The organism is Streptococcus sp. KHUD_013, from assembly GCF_052588545.1.
In genome coordinates this window covers 599679-617030 of sequence record NZ_CP186264.1, presented here as the reverse complement: position 1 = coordinate 617030, position 17352 = coordinate 599679, and the positions used below count along the sequence as shown (strand labels likewise).

Genomic DNA, 17352 nt, shown 5'->3' with positions numbered 1-17352 from the left:
ATCAATAGAAAGAAGGTAGCTTATGTCTAAATTAGATCAAATTGTAGCATTTCTTGAAACCGAAAAAACAGATGTGGCTGTTGTATCCGATCCTGTCACCATCAATTACCTAACTGGATTTTACAGTGATCCTCACGAGCGTCAGCTCTTCTTGTTCGTTTATCCAGACCATGAACCACTTCTTTTTGTCCCTGCTCTTGAGGTAGAACGGGCGACTGCAGTTGTGGATTTCCAAGTGGTAGGGTACGTGGATTCTGAAAATCCTTGGGAAAAAATCAAAGGGGCTAGCGCTAATCCAGAAGCCAAAAAGGTCGCTTTGGAATTTGATAATTTGATTTTGACCAAGTATCATGGGCTTCGTTCAGTCTTTGAACAAGCAACATTTACCAATCTCAGCACTCGGATTAACCGCATGCGCTTGATTAAATCTGCTGATGAGATCCAAAAGATGTTAGTTGCTGGTCAATATGCGGATAAGGCTGTCAATATGGGATTCGACGCCATCTCACTGGATAAAACAGAAACTGATATCGTCGCAGAAATCGACTTTGGCATCAAACGCTTGGGCTATGAAATGAGCTTTGAAACTATGGTCTTGACTGGTAATAATGCAGCCAACCCACACGGCATTCCTGGAAGCAACAAAATTGAAAAAGATGCTCTTCTTCTCTTTGACTTGGGCTGTATGGTGAATGGCTATGCTTCAGATATGACGCGAACAGTCGCTGTTGGAAAACCCGATGACTTCAAGAAAGAAATCTACCATTTGACTTTAGAAGCTCAACAGGCTGCCCTAGATATGATCAAACCAGGTGTAACAGCACATGACGTAGACCGTGCTGCCCGGAGCGTCATTGAAAAAGCTGGTTATGGTGAATACTTCAACCACCGCCTCGGACACGGTATCGGAATGGATGTGCATGAATTCCCTTCTATCATGGAAGGAAATGACATGGTCATCGAAGAAGGCATGTGCTTCTCAGTCGAACCAGGCATCTACATCCCTGGAAAAGTCGGAGTGCGGATTGAGGACTGTGGCTATGTCACAAAAGATGGCTTTGGCCTCTTTACCGAAACCAGCAAAGACTTGCTGTATTTTGATTAAGTTAGATAATAAGGAGTTTGTTGTATGATTGTTTGGCGTGGTAAAGGCTTGCTCGTTCCCCTCGCTCTTATGATTGGAGGAGCTTTGGCGAATATGATTTATTCCTTCCTGCATCTTAATGTAAATAAGAGTACAGATAGTATCATCTTAGGATGTATGTTGGGGATTCTTGCTGCGGCAGTCAATTATTTGCTAACAAAAAAATTTGTTTCCGATCAAGTTCGGTATATGATTGATGAGGAAACAGGGCAACGTATTGCTTTCCGCGATCGTTCTTCTTTCATGTTCATTCCTAATCGTTACTGGACATGGATTTATGCAATTGGATTTATTCTAGTCAGCTTCGTAGCCCTAGTGAAGTAAAGCTAGAAGGAGTGTTGCTATTTTACTCAATGAACACAAAAAGCCTTTCAGTATATACTGAAAGGCTTTTTTACATCAAGTTTCTTACAGAATCAAATCAAGAAACGGTTGCTAGCTCCATTTGTTTCTTGGTTTGCTCCACTACTTCTTTGAGGCTGGTCTGAGCCATTTCCTTTTCCATGGCCAATTGAATCTTTTCCAGCTTCCCATCTAGGACGCCATGGATGCTATTTCCAATCGGACAAGCTGGATTTGGATGCTCGTGGAAACCAAATAACTGACCAGTCTTCCCAAGGCATTCAACAGCCTGGTAGATATCTAACAAACTAATAGCTTCCAATTCTTTGGCCATCTCGGCCCCACCTGTTCCACGCGCTACATGGATCAATCCTGCCTTTTTTAATTGAGACAAGGTCTTCCGAATAATGACAGGGTTCACCCCAACACTGCCAGCAATCATATCACTGGTCACCTTGGTACAATCTCCTTTTAAAGCAATCATGACTAATACATGGGTTCCAATGGTAAAACGACTTGAAATTTGCATGGATACTCCTCTCTTCCACCTAGATAGGGATGTCTTAAACTGGAACTAAAGCCATCAGTAACTAGATACATTTACTCTTCAGACGTTAAAGTTCTTTCTTTTAATCTATTATACCCTTATTTGTTGTAATGTCAACTGTTACACTAGTTGAAAAAATCTCTTAACCATGCATCTACTTCTACATTGTGTCCCTCTCGCTGGGCTATTTCATGTAGAAGATCATGATTATGAGTATGGTGGACCCCATTGACTAAACTTTCATAGTAAACTTGGAAGTAAGGGAGTTTCAGATCCTTAGCGAGTTGGAGTTCTTTCTCAATGTCATAGGACACCCGCCGAAAGTCAACATCTTTCAAACCCGATTCATCAAACTCTAGAATAGCATACATGGCTCGTAGATCCTTTCGAAGATTGGCTTGCAAAAAGAAGGGTTGGCCGATAGACCCCGGATTCAAGATGAGCTCTCCACCACTTCCATATCGGAAAAATTGTTGGTGGATATGACCATAGACTGCTAGATCACAAGGGGGATTGGTTACGAGGCGATCAAAATCTTTCTGGTCTCCTATATGAATTAATTCGCGTCCCCAGTTTTTGTCTGGCAGATGATGGGTGATGCCCACTCTTAAGCCGGAAATTTCCCGATGCACTTGCATGGGCAGACTTTGCATGGCCTCTATCTCTTCTGGACGAATTTCTTCTAAGATATATTGACAATGGCGCATCAAATAACGGTGACTAGCCCTTGATGGATCCAGCATCCCCTTCATCGCTCGCCACAAGCTATCTTCCCAATTTCCTAAAATCTGTACGGTAATGGGCAATTCTTCAAGTAGGTTCAAAAGATGTCGTCTACCAGTCCCCGGCATAAGGACATCCCCTAATAACCAGTATTCTTCTACACCTGCCCGCTTGGCATCTTCAAGCACAGCCTCTAAAGCAGTTGTATTCCCATGTATATCCGAAAGCAAAGCAATTTTTGTCATGTCTCTTCTCCTTCTTTCATTATACCAAAGCTCTAAAAAACTTCCACCCTAGGGTAGAAGTTTCTTTTTTATTCAACAGATTTCAAAGCCTCCAGCATGTCTACCTTACGAAGATGATGATTGACCAAGATTCCTAAGCTAGCTAGGATCAGAATGACGCCAGCCATAGGATAAAGATAGACACCAAGGGCTACCCGCGGATAAAAGAGAATGGCATCTGGGGCGATCATGGCAATCAAGAAGCGATGGAGATAAAAGCCTCCTAGCAAACCCAATCCTATCCCTACAAGAGACAAGAGGATAGTTTCTCGATAAATATAAAGGGTGACTTCTTGATGATGGAAGCCGAGTACCTTAATGGTGGATAACTCACGGATTCGTTCTGCCACATTGATATTGGTCAAATTATACAAAATAACCATCGCTAGCAAAATAGATACCAGAACTAAAATCATCATGGTCTTATTCAATGATTGGGCTACAGAACTGAAGAGAGAAATCAAGGAAGTATTTTGCGTAACCGCAAGCACCGCCCCTTCTTCCATCATGTCCCGACTGACCTTCTGGACCAACTGCTGAGAAGAAGACTGTAATCGGACCAAATAGGCATTTATCTTAGCGCTTTTTCCATAGGTTTTCTGATAGGTCGCTTGATTCATATAGACAAAATGGCCTACATAATTTTCGGTAATCGCAGCCACCCTAATCGTATGCCCATCTATCCGCAAGTCATCTCCAACGCCCACCTTGGCCAGCTGCGCTAATTTACTGGTAATCACCGCCCCATTGGATAGGTCGAGTCTCCCCTCTTCTGAACGGAGGCTGATAAAGGGATCCAAGCTGTCTTTAGAGGACACCATTAAGGTTATGCTTTGTTTTCCACGTCCGGAAGGATAAGAAGCCTCCACTTGTTTTGTAAAAATGGCTCCTGTCTCTTTAATATCTGCTTGCTTCAAGCGCTTCTTCAAGGAATGTTCCTCTTCGTCTGTCAGACTGGATTTGGTCGAGAGAATCATATCGTATTTAAGGATTTCCCCAAACTGGCGTTGGGGCACTCCACCGACTGAGGATTGAATTCCTAGACCCGCAAAGAGAAGAGCAACCGAACCAGCAACACCAAATATGGTCATTAACATTCGCTGTTTATAGCGAAAAATATTTCTAGCGGTCACCTTTTGGGTGAAACTCAGACGTTTCCACAAAAACGGTAGCCGTTCGAGCAAAATACTGGATCCGGAAACTGGCGGTTTTGGAAGGAGGAGGTAACTGGCTTCTTCCTTCAACTCTCTCTTAGCGACTAGATAAGCTGGAAAGACGCTAGAAAGAAGGGAGAGCCCCAAGGCTAATAAGCTATAGGACCCATAAAAATACTGTTGACTAGTTCCTACGACCATCCCCTGCGTGATAATTTGTGAAATGGTTCCTGATAAAACATAATGACCGAGAAGAGTTCCGATGCCTGTCCCAACTGTTCCAGCAACCAAGCCATACAAGAGAAACTTTGCTAAGATATCTTTCGTTCGATAGCCCAAGGCTTTGAACAAGCCCGCATGGCTCCGTTCTTCATCAACAAAACGAGTCATGGTCGTAAACGTGACCATGGCCGCGACTGCGTAGAGTACCACAGGAAAAAGATTGCCTACCGCAGAGATACTGGCACTGGCATTACTATACATGAGGTAACCCTGGCCACCTGGAATGGTTTTTCGATCATAGACATGATAGTTTGGTTGCTCTATATTTTTCAGATCTTCCTTGGCCTTTTCCAGCTCCTTCTGCTTAGTTGCTAGTTCCGATTCACCTGCCTGGATGTTGACCAATTGCTGATCTAGTTGCTTTTGAGCTTCTGCCAACTCGAGTCGCCTTGTTTCTAGTTCTTCCTTGGGCAAGAGTGTAGACAGTTGATTCAGTTTATTGGATTGCTCCGTTAGTTGTGTCTGTGCTTGACCTGCCTTTTCGCGTGCGTCTGCTAACTGTTTGTTGGCAGCATCAAGTTCATCTTGCCCTTTTTGGATCTTTTGTTTCCCATCAGCCTGCAGTTTTTTATAGCGCTCCTGACCATTTCCAGCTAAGAGTTCTTCCAGGTCCTTTTGATGGGAGGCAAGACGATCTTGATAGCTGGTTGAGAATGGATTGAACCCCCTCAAATCATCAAACCGAATCCGAGCAAGGCTATAAACAGGACTAGTAAAGGCTTCTTTTGAGAGGACGCCATAGGCATCCAAGGAACCACTCCCACTCCTAGCTTGTCCCAAGTCTTTTTCGGACCACATCTCAGCAGACTTTACAAAGCCAACAATTCGATAGTTTTTTATCTTTAAAACAGATGGACTTCCAGCTTTTTCATGTATCCTTAGCTGATCCCCAATCTGGTAACGATCTTTCCAAAACGCTGCTAGAGCGACCTCATCTTCCTTCTGCGGAAGCCGTCCTGAAGCCAGCTGAAAGCGTGAGATGGTTTCTGGAATGGAAAAAAGTCGAACAGCTTCGTCCTTTCCGTCAAGCGTCACATCTGTCAGGTAGGAAAACTCCAAGCTGGCCCCCGTCAATCCTTTTAGCTCTTCTTGGTCAGTCTTATCCAAACCAAGATCTCCCATGACAGCTAGGTCCAACATTTCTTGTTGGTCTATAAAGCGCTGGGCAGTCCGATGCATATTTGGAGTCGTTACTTTTAAACCGACCAAGGCTAAGGTACCCAGCATCATCAGCGTTAAAATGGACAAAAAGCGCCCTTTGGAACTGGTAAAGGAATGACATAGATCTTTCCAATATACTTTTCGCTTCATGAACAACCTCCCTAATACTCTAGGCTATCGATATCTAGTGGAGTGTTATGGATGGTCACTGATTTCACTTGGGCATCATGCATCTGAATGACACGATCGGCTATTGGTGCTAAAGAAGCATTATGGGTGACGATAATCACTGTTGCCCCTTTTTTACGAGACATATCCTGAAGAATTTTTAAGACCTGTTTGCCTGTTTGGTAATCTAAAGCCCCTGTCGGTTCATCACAAAGGAGAATTTTAGGATTCTTTGCTACCGCGCGCGCAATGGCTACCCGTTGTTGTTCTCCACCAGATAGCTGGGCTGGGAAGTTGTTCAAACGCTCACCCAATCCAACCTCTCTCAAGACTTGGTCAGGGTCTAAGGCATCAGAAACAATTTCAGAAGCCAGCTCAACATTTTCCTTTGCTGTCAAATTGGGAATGAGATTATAAAACTGGAAGACAAAACCAACATCATTTCTGCGATAATCCGTTCGTTGGTGCGAGGAGAAGCTTGAGATGACTTTCCCATCCACTAGTACCTCCCCTTCATCATTGGTATCCATACCTCCCAAAATATTGAGGACTGTTGATTTTCCTGCGCCTGATGCCCCCAAAATGATGACCAATTCGCCTTTCTCAATTTCAAAAGTAACATCTTTATTGGCAATGATGTCAGTTTCTCCTGACGGATAGCGTTTATAACTATGTTTCATCTCAATATAAGCCATATCTTTTCTCCCACTTAAACACAAATTCCTATCTTTATTATAGTCCTTTTTTACCGGAAGACCAAGGATAATCAATCTCTTAAAACCACTAAAAAAGACAAGAAATCAACGAGACCAGTATTTCCTCAATTTTATGAACGAGGCTAGTTTTGAGCCAATACTTTTCTATGCATATATACAAATGCAGATCACCAAAGCCTTTTTGTATCAAGCAATCGAATTCTTCAAGCAATATTGAACTCCCTCTCTTTGATTTGTGACATAATAAAATATGAGTTTGAATTATTATGATCTTTTAAATAACTGATATTTCAAGTTTTTCTTTCATTTTTATATAATAGCCCCTTTGAAAGTAGATCTGGGAAAATTTTTTATAATCCTTCCAAAATGGCTTTTACAGTATAAGAATAAGACCTGATTTTAAGCCATTTCGACTTATAGAATGATACTAAAATTTTATTCCGTTGATGAATAAGGTTGATTTCTGTATAATATGGTGATTAGTGAATAATAATTTATACCAAACTACAAGATAAAGGAGGATCTATGACCCGAAAAAAGAGAAAAACGAATTCTAAAAATGCTATCCGAAGCGCCCTATCACGCCTGCTTCTTGAACAATCACTTGAAAGCCTTACAATTAGCCAACTAACAAAGGAAGCCGGCATTAATCGAGGTACCTTCTACCTCCATTATGTAGACAAACAAGATATGTTCAACCAGCTAAAATCTGAACTCTTAGGCGAGTTGGGAGAGTTATTTGCTACAAGCACCGTCAATCGAGCAAATTTTCTTGCCTCACTTCAATATATTCAAGATAATTATGACTTTATCTATGCCTTGATGCAGATGGATTACCAAAAGTTTCATTTTCTAATGAAAAATTTCACCCTGCAACTTCTTGACAATACTCCACACGCTAAAGACCACTTGGTTAATAAATTCCAAGTTCCTTATAAGTATGCTGTTGAGATCTTTGCAGCTACGATTGAAGCCGTAATCACAAAATGGTTGTCAACTGGTGCAAAAGAAGAGCCGATCGAAATCGCGACAGTCGTATTAAGTGTGACTGACTTTACCACTTGGAACCAACCCATAACTGAATAAGAAAATGAGAAAACGACAGTTTTCTTTTTTTTTATGGATAAGAGCAATTAGCTGGAACCTCAACGCTCTCACAAGATTATTTGCCCAACTATCAGAAAACGTTTTCCTTTTCTTTCCTTTTTAGCTATAATATCTAGTATGGAATAAAATAGAAAAGAGGACCGTTTATGAAAAAGAAGAAACTTCTTTTGCCGATCTTATTGCTTGCTCCTACCTTCCTAGCTTCTCAGGTAGCTGCAGATGAGCAAACAGCTCCAGAAACTAACCTTGAAGTAGCTGCTGCTTCCACAAATGCAACGGATGCTGCTACTCCTGCTTCAACAGAATCTAGTACAGCTACTTCAGAAGGTGCTACAGAGAGTTCAACTGACTTGCCTGAAGCAAATATCATTCATACCAACGATGTCCATGGTCGGATCGTTGAAGAAAAGGGTGTGATTGGTGATGCTAAATTAGCCGCAGTCATTGATGAAGAACGGGCGAAAAATCCATCTACTTTGGTCGTAGATGCTGGAGATGCCTTCCAAGGACTACCGATTTCAAATAGTTCAAAAGGGGAAGAACGAGCTAAAATTTTGAACGAAATTGGCTACGATGCCATGGCAGTCGGAAACCATGAGTTCGATTTTGGTCTGGATGAAGCTAAAAAGTACAAAGAAATCTTAAACTTCCCACTTCTCAGCTCCAACACCTACATCAACGGTGCTCGCTTATTTGAAGCTTCCACCATCGTCGATAAAGATAAGAATGTGGTTGGCGATGAGTTTGTTGTTATCGGGGTGACAACGCCTGAAACAGCTACAAAAACCCACCCTAAGAATGTTCAAGGAGTTACCTTCACAGATCCTATTTCAGAAGTAAACAAGGTCATTGATGAGATTGAAGCACGCGCTACTGCAGAAGGCAAGACATACAAAAACTATGTTGTCCTTGCTCACTTGGGAGTAGATACTACTACACCAATCGAATGGCGAGGATCTACCTTAGCTGAGGAACTTTCTAAAAACTCAAAACTGAAAGGAAAACGTGTCACCGTAATTGATGGACATTCCCATACTGTTCAATCAACCACATACGGAGATAATGTCACCTATAACCAAACTGGTAGCTACCTGAATAATATCGGTAAAATCACCTACCAGGCTAACCAATTGCTTGGAAACCCTCAACAAATCTCAGCTGCTTCAACAAAAAATGTCGTGCCAAATGCCAAAGTAGCTGCCATGGTCCAAAAGATCAAGGAACAGTACGATGCTGAGAATGCAAAAATTGTTCGTGACAATAGTCCGGTAGAACTAAACGGTCAACGGGAAAATGTTCGTGTCCGTGAAACCAACCTAGGAAACGTCGTGGCAGATGCTCTCTATGAATATGGACAAACTGGTTTTAGCCATAAGACTGACCTTGCTGTAACCAACGGTGGTGGTTTGCGCGAAACCATTGCTAAAGACAAGCCAATCACCAAAGGAAGTGTCATTGCTGTTCTTCCATTTGGGAATACCATCTCTCAGATTAAAGTAACTGGTCAGAATATTGCTGATATGTTTGCTAAATCTCTTGGCTCTATTTTACAAGAAAAAGATGGCAAAACCGTTCTTGACGAAAACGGTCAACCCCTTCTTGAACCTAGCGGAGGCTTCCTCCAAGTATCTGGAGCGAAAGTTTATTACGATACAACCCTACCAGCTGAAAAGCGCGTCCTCTATATTGAAATTAAAAACCCAGAAACTGGTCAATATGAACCGCTCAACCTTGCTAAAGATTACTACTTGACTACCAATGACTTCTTAGCAGCAGGTGGGGATGGCTACACCATGTTAGGTGGAGCTCGCGAGGAAGGTCCTTCCATGGACGTTGCCTTTGCAGATTACCTTGCTAAGGCAGATCTCACAGCCTATGCAACCATCAATCCAAATTCTCGTACCATTTCTATTTCTGCTAACAAAGATACAGATGGAGATGGTGTGGCAGATATTGAGGAAATCAAACAAGGAACAGATCCTGCTAATCCAAAGTCCTACCCAGGAAGCAATAACCAACCAGTTATCCCATCTACCGGTAAAAATGCTCAACCAACTAATCCATCTACCGGTAAAAATGCTCAACCAACTAATCCATCTACCGGTAAAATGGATCAAACATATATTCCAGCTCTAGTTGGTACGAATTCTCCTAATCAACTAGCTAGCCAAACAAAGAATACTTTTACATCTGCTAAGGACGATACACAGATCAAGGCCAACAACCATCACTTGTCAGTGACAGTCGCTAAAACATTCACAGCGGGCTCTGCTACCCTACCAGAAACAGGAACTTCTGACTCTCCTGCTATCTACATGCTCGCTCTGTTGACATCCATCCTAGCCTTCTTTGGTCTTAAGAAAAAAGAAGAAAGCAAATAGAATTTAGTAAAAAAAGCTTAGAAACAAAAGTTTCTAAGCTTTTAGAAAGTAGACAAACTATTTTAAAGTAAAATAAGTTAAGCGATTCTGCAAAGAAATAAAAATGAGTTCCAATTTTTAAATCGATTCAAAAAAATACCAAAACTTTCCGCTGTGAGAAAAGTGCCTGAAACAATAACGTTTCAGGCACTCGGAATTATTGAGAGTAAAACAGTTTGGGGAACTGTTTTAGCCTGAGCCCAGAAGTTAAAGAGCGAGGGGGCTCAATACAAATTGAACACAGGCTGCGGATTGTGTCAAAAAGATAAGTTCTCCTAGAATCGAAAGATTCTGCGTCAAACTTCCTATTTTGACTTTATCCGCAGACGCCCTTAGTATCTTGATTTAGTCTTGGAACTTCGAAGAAGTTCGCTGACGTCCGTACTCACCTAAGGAAAGTTTTTAATATGACTTTGTCTTCAATCTGAAGCTTAGAAACAAAAGTTTCTAAGCTTTTTTATTTATATATCTACTGAATCTTTTCCTTAGTTTTTCTTTAAAAGGTTTAGATTCGGATTTTTATGAGCAAAGAGAACAACCTCAATAAAGGTTCCCACTTGGAAGGCAAAGAGCAAGCCTACCAAAATATTGACCCGATGATCTGTTTCATAGAATGGGGAGTTCCATAAGAAGTGATTGGCCACCGTGGAAACTACACACCAGAGACCAAAGAGCTTTTCTTTTTGCTTGGTGCACTGAGATAGGATGAGAAAGGCTCCAACAGATACAACAGCTGTGTAGACTGCATGAGATGCTAAACCACCAGAAATGCGGTTCACTGCCTCTGTTACTGCTGAGAGGTCTCCAGATCGCGTTTGACGCGCCACATAACCTAGATCTTCAATGATTTGAAAACCAAGACCAGATCCAAAACCGGCAATTAAAATCGATTTCAAATCCTTACGACCCAAAATCAAGAGGATCCAGAAAGCCACCAGAGCTTTGAAAAATTCTTCAGCAAAAGGAGCTGTCAAAGCATCTGTCCATTTATTAAAAGTACTAACATCCTGAATGAGATGACTATTGAAATGGTCAATGAGGCTGTTCCCTGAAAAACTGAGCCAGCCAGCAACAAAAGCACCACCAAACATGGTCGCCCACAAAACAAGAAGAGGAACCTCAAATCTTTTTGCAAGTCGCTTAATAAAGAGATAAAGAGGGACGACAATCACCGCTAAAACGAGCAGATTTAATACCAAATCTCTTCCTGCTACTTGGCTAAACTCTTGTTGAGAGAGAGAGCCTAGCTCAAACTCCATCCCAATCCCTGCTAAGACCAGAAATAGGAAGAGCAATATTCGTTGAAACTTATTCATCCTTCTTACCTCCCTTTGCTTTCTTTGATTTGATGAAGAAAATTCCTACTCCTATCACTGTCACAAGGGCTAAGCCAATCGTAATGACGAAGTCATAGTCAAATGGTACCAAATTAATCTCTTCTTCTTGGTTTGCATCTTCTTCATCTGTTAAGTCGTCAATAGCACCTTGACCATATTGAGCAATTACCTTTTCTTCTGCTTCTTGACGAATTTCTTGCAGACGATCGAAGGTCTTTTGAGCTCGAGTCATGCTCGTTTCTGTCGCTTTTAGACTCGCCTGCTCTGGCTGTGAAGCGAGGGCAATTTGTTCTTGATCACTGATTTCTTGCTCAGCCATCCATTGAGATTCGAGGCGTTCCATTTCAGTACGGATGGCCCCATCTCCGAACAAATCAGGATATTTGGCAACTAAATCATTAATGCGAGACATGGTCCAATACCAAGATTGGGGATTATAGGCTGTTCCTAATTCTTGATAGGCTTGGTAGGTATTGGTGATATTGCCATAGTAAGGCAGGTAAGGAGCATTTCGTGGGCTTCCCATCGCTAACCACATGGTTCCCCCACCAGCACTATCAGGAACATTGTCCTTTAATTGGAAAATATGGGCTTCCATGACATTTGGGTTCGAAATCGGATATTTATAGACTTCATCAAACTTCCCTTTTTCTGGAATCCCTTTTCCATCTAACTCCATTTGATCTTGTGGTTTGAAGTCTGTTCCCTCTAACCGATTGCGTTGGAGATTCATCGCATCTCGTAGCGTCAATTTCCGATCCGTTGTATGCATCAAGTCAAAATATTCGTCATCGTAGTTCACATCTGCATCTGGATCCAGTGACTTAATACCAGACCAAACACGAGAACGATCAGCCTCATGCAAAGGAGGATTGTAGGATTGAGACACATGGAACTGGCCATCGATTTCTTTATAGGTTCCCGCATCACGAGCTACTTTTTCAACATCCTTCGAAGCAATGGTCCGTTCCTTATCTGAAAAATCGACATGTCCTAAGAAGAAGGTATTTGGAAAGACTGCATAGCGATCTTCTGGGAAGAGAATGGCTACATATTGGTGACCAGAAAGGATCTCCATGTACCAGATACCTTCCTTGTCCGCGATCGTCACAATATTTCCTTCTGCTGCCCCTTTTTCTTCCACAATTTTCGCAATGAGCTCGACTCCTTCACGAGCCGTTTTGACACTTGGAAGAACGACAGTGGTGAGGGCAGATTCAGCCAAGCCGTCCTTTACATAAGGATCGACCTTTTTAATGTTGTCATTTGCTGAAGCTGAGACGGTCGCCGAGATGGACACACCATGCTCATTAAAACCAGCTTCATCAAATACACCCTGTTCTGGTGTAACATCTGGGACAGCTGTATATTTATAACTTACTTCTGGGAGCTCATACTTAAAGCCATTGGTGGCATCTTCAAAGACCTCCCCTTTCTTGTTATAAGTTCGTTCTCTGACCACAAAGTTCTTATTGTGGTTTGGTTCTAAGTCCTCCGTACGTCCGTACAAAGCATTTCCATCTGCTGTTAACTTTTTACCGATGATAAAACCTGTACAGGCCTCTACCGGTTGGGCAAAGAGGAAGAGAGCAGTGATCAAGCCCAAGGCTGATCGAGCATAACGTTTCTTCATATTGAACTCCTTTAACTAGATATTAACCGTATAACCTCTTTTAGTATACCTTTTGAACCAAGGTTTGGCAAGCGCTTACAACGACTGTAATCAATTAGTAATCTATCTGAAAATTATTTGACCTTCAAATTATCAAACAACCTTCACTATCTAACTGTACACTAAAAAGCTCGGAACTTCTTCCAAGCTTTTTCTGAATACTATCTACCTTTTTAGGAAAGAATCAGGCTCGCGACAAGGGGACTTATAAAGACGTAGAAAACGCCAGTTATCCCAATTGCTAAGCCTCCCATAGCTCCGGCTACTTGACCATACTGAAAGGCTGTACCAGTCCCTACCGCATGACCTGTCCCTCCAAGGGCCAAACCAATAGCAACAGGATCCTCTACTTTTAGGAATTTAAGAATGGTTGGCCCTAGGACACTTGTCAGGATACCTGTCGCTACAACGACAACCAGGGTAATGGTAGTAATTCCCTGCATTTTTTCAGCAATTCCCACTGCCATGGCTGTTGTCACAGACTTAGGAAAGAGGGAAATAGCTAGAAAGTACTTCATCCCAAAAATCTTAGCCAAGACAGCTGTAAAAAGCGTGTTGACCACGACTGCTAGAAAACTACTAAGAAGAATACTCTTGGCATGGTGTTTCATCAGATGAAAACTCTTATACAAGGGGATTCCCAGGACAACCGTTGAGGGCACAATCAAATTACTGAGGTAGGTCCCGCCAATATTATAGGCCTTATAGGAAATCCCTGTCAGCTTTAGAAATCCAATAATCAAGACCGTGGCGACTAAGAGGGGTGTCGTGATGGGATGGGGAAAGCGACGAAAAATCATCATCCCAATCAGATAGGCAAAGACTGATAAAGAAATCCCAAAGAGAGGATTTGACCACAAACTTTCCATTATTTCTTCCCTCCTTCATAATCCCCCTCATACCGAGTCTTGATATAACCGACGACTAAGGCAATGAGGGTTACATTGATGATGATAGCCCCTAAAATAATCAACACGATGGGCAATAAATAAGGCTGGATGACATCAAACTTATCCATAATCCCAACCGCTGGAGGTAAAAATAAAATCGTCATATTGGCTAAGAGAAAAGATCCGACCAGATTCACATGGCGGATACGAAGCCATTTCAACTGCAAGCAAAGAAATAGAATCAGTAGACCAATAATACTACCTGGAATTGGCAAATGAAAGAGGGTCGAAATCCCTTCCCCAATCAAAGAGATGGTAAAGATAATCATCAGTTGAACATAGAGTTTCACGCGCTTCTCCTCAAAATTCTTGAAAGGTACACTAACAGTCTACTCCTTTTCTGTAAAAAATCAAGTATTTTCAGAAAGTTTCAGATATAAAAAGACAAGGATAACCTCAAGAGTCTCCTTGTCTAGCTATCTATTTATTTTTTCTTTGCTAGCATGGTCGCAAAGCGTAAGGCAATTCGATTGCCATTTTCATCTCGTCGATGCAAATGTCCTGGGTTCTCATTGTATTTAACGAGCTCCCAATCTTTGTAGTAGTCTGCTAGCTCGCCTTCCTTAAAAGTAAAGGAGAAAGGAACCTGGCAAGGATAATCCTCTGTATCCATGGCACAAACGATCAAGTTATAGCCTCCCGGATTGGTCTGGTCTTGCATATTTCGAATAATCGCTGGAATGCGATCCGCTTGCAAGAACATGAGGACAACCGTTGAGACAATCAAATCATAACTTTGTTTTAGGTTCGCTGAGTTGATATCATAGAGTCCCACAGTCATTTCCAAATCTTCTTGTTCTACAATACTTTGGAGGATCTCTAGGGCTAATTCATTTTGATCGACTGCTGTCACTTCAAAGCCATGCTGGGCCAAAAAGAGAGCATTTCGTCCTTGTCCACACCCCAAATCCAAGGCCTTGCCTGGAGAAAGGGACTCCATGGCTTCTAGCACTTCCGAATGGACGGGATTGCTATTATATTTTTTGGGGAAATAATCTTTGGGCTCACAGTAGAATTCCAAAAACCATTCCACATCATCTGTGAGGGCCTCTACACGGTGCCAAGCTTGCGGCTGTGCCATCGGATTATCCGCACCTGCTTCAAAAACATGGCTGGCTACTTCTTCCCCATTTTCTGTCAGCTCGACAAACTTTAACTTTCCTTTGAGGACAGTAATCTTTCCCCAGGTTCCTATCTTGGTATTGTGTTTTCTTTGGACTGCTTCTGGCATGGTATCCTTGGTCCACAAAGGCATCCGCTTATAGGCAATCAATTTTTCAGGCATCCGTTTCTTCTCCTTCTTTCTATCTATTCCTATCATACAAAAATTGCAAGCAAATAACAATAAAAAGAGTGGAATTGCAAGCTTCCTTTGTGAAGACTTCTATTCCACTCTCTAAGAATCCATTTGAGACAGGAGGCTTATCTATCAGTCTCTATCTTCTTATTCTTCATTTTCATTCTTTTTTGATTTTTTAAAGTAGAAACCTGCCAAGCCAAATCCTGCAAGAGCTAAAACTCCTAAGATGGCGGTTAAACTGCTATTTGAATCACTTGCCTTCGTAGAAGACTGACTAGAAGCTGTTTCTTCCTTCTTATCTGTTTCTTTTGCTGTTGCTTTTTCAGCTTCAGCTGCTGCTACCAGATTAGCCTTGTTATAGCCGTCATAAACAAAGTCTGCTTCCAAACCTTTTTCCGTACGAATCTTATCTTCCATCTCGCTTTCAACTTGCTTGATTTGTTTAAAGATAGTTTCCGCACGTTTGAGAGAATCACTTGTTACTTCGTCTGCAGTAGCTTTCGCTTGATCATCAGTGAGTCCACTGTATTTTTGATCCAAAGCTGCTTGTTCCTTAATCCAACCTTTTTCCAATTCTTTCCACTTCTCTTGGATGGTGTTGCCAAAGAGGTCTGGGTATTTCATGACCATTTGGTCAATATGCCAAACAGCCCAATACCAAGAAGTTGGATCGTATTTGGCAGAACGAACCTTGAATGGTGCATAGGTATCATTGACAATACCATAGAATGGCACATAAGGGGTGTTCCGGCTTTGAGCGAGCCCCAACCAAACGACACCACCAAATGGAGTTGGCAAGTCCTTCTTAATTTGGTAAACGTGGGCGTTGATGACGTTTTCATTTCCAAGAGCATACTTATACTTATTGGTATCTACTTCTTTACCTGGTTCCACCAAGTCATCTGGAGTATATTGTTTGAGGTGTTCGAACCGGTTCCGTTGTTCAGCGAAAACATCCTCTAGACTATACTTCTTAGAAGGATCCGTTGGTTTGCGCAAGAGGTCAAAGTGCTTATCATCATATTTGACATCCGCTTTCGGATCCATCAAGGTAATCCCTGCATAGGTCCGTGAGCGGTTGCGTTCGGTATATTCATCTGGACCATAAGAGTCTGCGATATGGAAGTTCCCATCTTTATCAGTCTTGTAGTGGTCTGCCTTTTTAGCAACTGCTTCCACATCTTTCGAAGCAATGACATTGTCCTTGTCCTTGAAATCCACATTTCCTAGATAGTACGTATTGGCAAAGATGGCATAGCGGTCTTGAGGGAATTTAATAGCTACATATTGGTGTCCAGATAGGATTTCCATGTACCAGAGTTCATTTTTATCTGCTACGACAATAATGTTTCCTTCGGCAGATCCTTTTTCATCAAGTACCTTGGCAACCAACTCAATTCCTTCACGAGCTGTTTTGGCACGTGGAAGAACCAAGTCTACCATAGCAGCCTCAGCCAATCCATTTTTCACGAGTGGGTCTGCTTTCAAAATTTTATCGTGTGGGGTTGCCGATACTGTAGAGGTCATGGAAACACCCGCTTCGTTAAAGCCGTGTGCTCCGAAGTTCCCGTTGGAACCATCTCCATGCGCCGCATCATAAGTTGCGGTATATTTCATTTCATGACTCAAGTGCGGATAAGCAAAGCCATTGGATTCATCCTCCAACATATCCCCATCCTTATAGTCTTTGGCAGGTACCACTTCGTAAGTTTTATTGTGGCGACCACCATCGGGAGCATAAGGATAGTCTTCAGTCCGCCCGAAGAGCATGGAACCATCTGTCGTGAGCTCCTTCCCAACAATGATGGCTGAGCAAGCCTGAGCAACTTGAACTGGAATCAAGGCAAAGGCCATGAAAGCAATCATTAGTTTGACCAGTAGTTTTCTCATAGTCGATCTCCTTTATGACTACAAAAGAGGCTAGAAAAAATTTTCAAGCCGACGAAAAACAACTATACCAACGCTACCTTCAGTATACCCTTATCCAGATAGAAATGCAAGCGGTTTCAAAAAAGATCATTAAAAATAGGAACAGTTTTAAGCCT

Annotated in this window: 14 protein-coding genes; 4 read left to right on the top strand and 10 right to left on the bottom strand. The window is 42.0% G+C overall.

What is annotated here, in order from left to right:
- Window positions 1-22: 22 nt before the first annotated feature.
- Together ACOXXR_RS02800 and ACOXXR_RS02795 are read left to right on the top strand one after the other, a co-directional pair.
- Window positions 23-1105: a M24 family metallopeptidase gene (locus ACOXXR_RS02800; protein ID WP_445278683.1), complete on the top strand. Its 1083-nt coding sequence runs from the start codon at window positions 23-25 to the stop codon at window positions 1103-1105.
- Window positions 1106-1129: 24 nt separating this feature from the next.
- On the top strand, window positions 1130-1468 hold the full coding sequence (locus ACOXXR_RS02795) for a hypothetical protein (RefSeq protein ID WP_445278682.1): 339 nt from the start codon (window positions 1130-1132) through the stop codon (window positions 1466-1468).
- 97 nt (window positions 1469-1565) lie between these two features.
- Here the strand turns inward: ACOXXR_RS02795 and ACOXXR_RS02790 are convergent, their stop codons facing one another.
- The 4 genes from ACOXXR_RS02790 to ACOXXR_RS02775 form a co-directional block, all read right to left on the bottom strand.
- A complete protein-coding gene (locus ACOXXR_RS02790; RefSeq protein WP_023023935.1) occupies window positions 1566-2015 on the bottom strand; it encodes an Rrf2 family transcriptional regulator in 450 nt (149 codons plus the stop codon).
- A 143-nt stretch (window positions 2016-2158) separates the two neighbouring features.
- Entirely contained in the window at window positions 2159-3001 is an 843-nt protein-coding gene (locus ACOXXR_RS02785; protein WP_445278681.1) for a metallophosphoesterase family protein, read from the bottom strand.
- Window positions 3002-3069: 68 nt separating this feature from the next.
- The gene (locus ACOXXR_RS02780; RefSeq protein WP_445278680.1) at window positions 3070-5787 is read right to left on the bottom strand and encodes an FtsX-like permease family protein; all 2718 of its coding nucleotides are present in this window, start codon (window positions 5785-5787) and stop codon (window positions 3070-3072) included.
- Between the two features lie 11 nt (window positions 5788-5798).
- Complete coding sequence (locus ACOXXR_RS02775) at window positions 5799-6500, bottom strand: ABC transporter ATP-binding protein (RefSeq protein WP_223357150.1); 702 nt, start codon at window positions 6498-6500, stop codon at window positions 5799-5801.
- A 546-nt stretch (window positions 6501-7046) separates the two neighbouring features.
- On the opposite strand from ACOXXR_RS02775, the gene ACOXXR_RS02770 reads away from it, so the two are divergent.
- Together ACOXXR_RS02770 and nt5e are read left to right on the top strand one after the other, a co-directional pair.
- Complete coding sequence (locus tag ACOXXR_RS02770) at window positions 7047-7607, top strand: TetR/AcrR family transcriptional regulator (protein WP_223355902.1); 561 nt, start codon at window positions 7047-7049, stop codon at window positions 7605-7607.
- 167 nt (window positions 7608-7774) lie between these two features.
- Complete coding sequence (nt5e, locus tag ACOXXR_RS02765) at window positions 7775-10009, top strand: cell surface ecto-5'-nucleotidase Nt5e (RefSeq protein ID WP_445278679.1); 2235 nt, start codon at window positions 7775-7777, stop codon at window positions 10007-10009.
- Window positions 10010-10533: 524 nt separating this feature from the next.
- On the opposite strand, the gene ACOXXR_RS02760 is transcribed toward nt5e, so the two are convergent.
- The 6 genes from ACOXXR_RS02760 to ACOXXR_RS02735 form a co-directional block, all read right to left on the bottom strand.
- Window positions 10534-11364 carry a PrsW family glutamic-type intramembrane protease gene (locus ACOXXR_RS02760; protein WP_129269621.1) on the bottom strand — a complete coding sequence of 277 codons (831 nt, stop codon included), beginning with the start codon at window positions 11362-11364 and terminating at the stop codon, window positions 10534-10536.
- Window positions 11357-13018 carry a C69 family dipeptidase gene (locus ACOXXR_RS02755; RefSeq protein WP_195323711.1) on the bottom strand — a complete coding sequence of 554 codons (1662 nt, stop codon included), beginning with the start codon at window positions 13016-13018 and terminating at the stop codon, window positions 11357-11359. The genes ACOXXR_RS02760 and ACOXXR_RS02755 overlap by 8 nt, the downstream gene beginning before the upstream one ends.
- A gap of 212 nt (window positions 13019-13230) precedes the next feature.
- Window positions 13231-13926, bottom strand: a complete 696-nt coding sequence (locus tag ACOXXR_RS02750; protein WP_445278678.1) for an LrgB family protein — start codon at window positions 13924-13926, stop codon at window positions 13231-13233.
- Window positions 13926-14297, bottom strand: coding sequence for a CidA/LrgA family protein (locus tag ACOXXR_RS02745; protein WP_414279508.1), 372 nt, complete (start codon window positions 14295-14297; stop codon window positions 13926-13928). Before ACOXXR_RS02745 ends, ACOXXR_RS02750 begins: the two co-directional genes overlap by 1 nt.
- A gap of 134 nt (window positions 14298-14431) precedes the next feature.
- Window positions 14432-15292, bottom strand: coding sequence for an SAM-dependent methyltransferase TehB (gene tehB, locus ACOXXR_RS02740; protein ID WP_445278677.1), 861 nt, complete (start codon window positions 15290-15292; stop codon window positions 14432-14434).
- A 159-nt stretch (window positions 15293-15451) separates the two neighbouring features.
- Window positions 15452-17197, bottom strand: coding sequence for a C69 family dipeptidase (locus ACOXXR_RS02735; RefSeq protein WP_023023960.1), 1746 nt, complete (start codon window positions 17195-17197; stop codon window positions 15452-15454).
- Window positions 17198-17352: the final 155 nt, after the last annotated feature.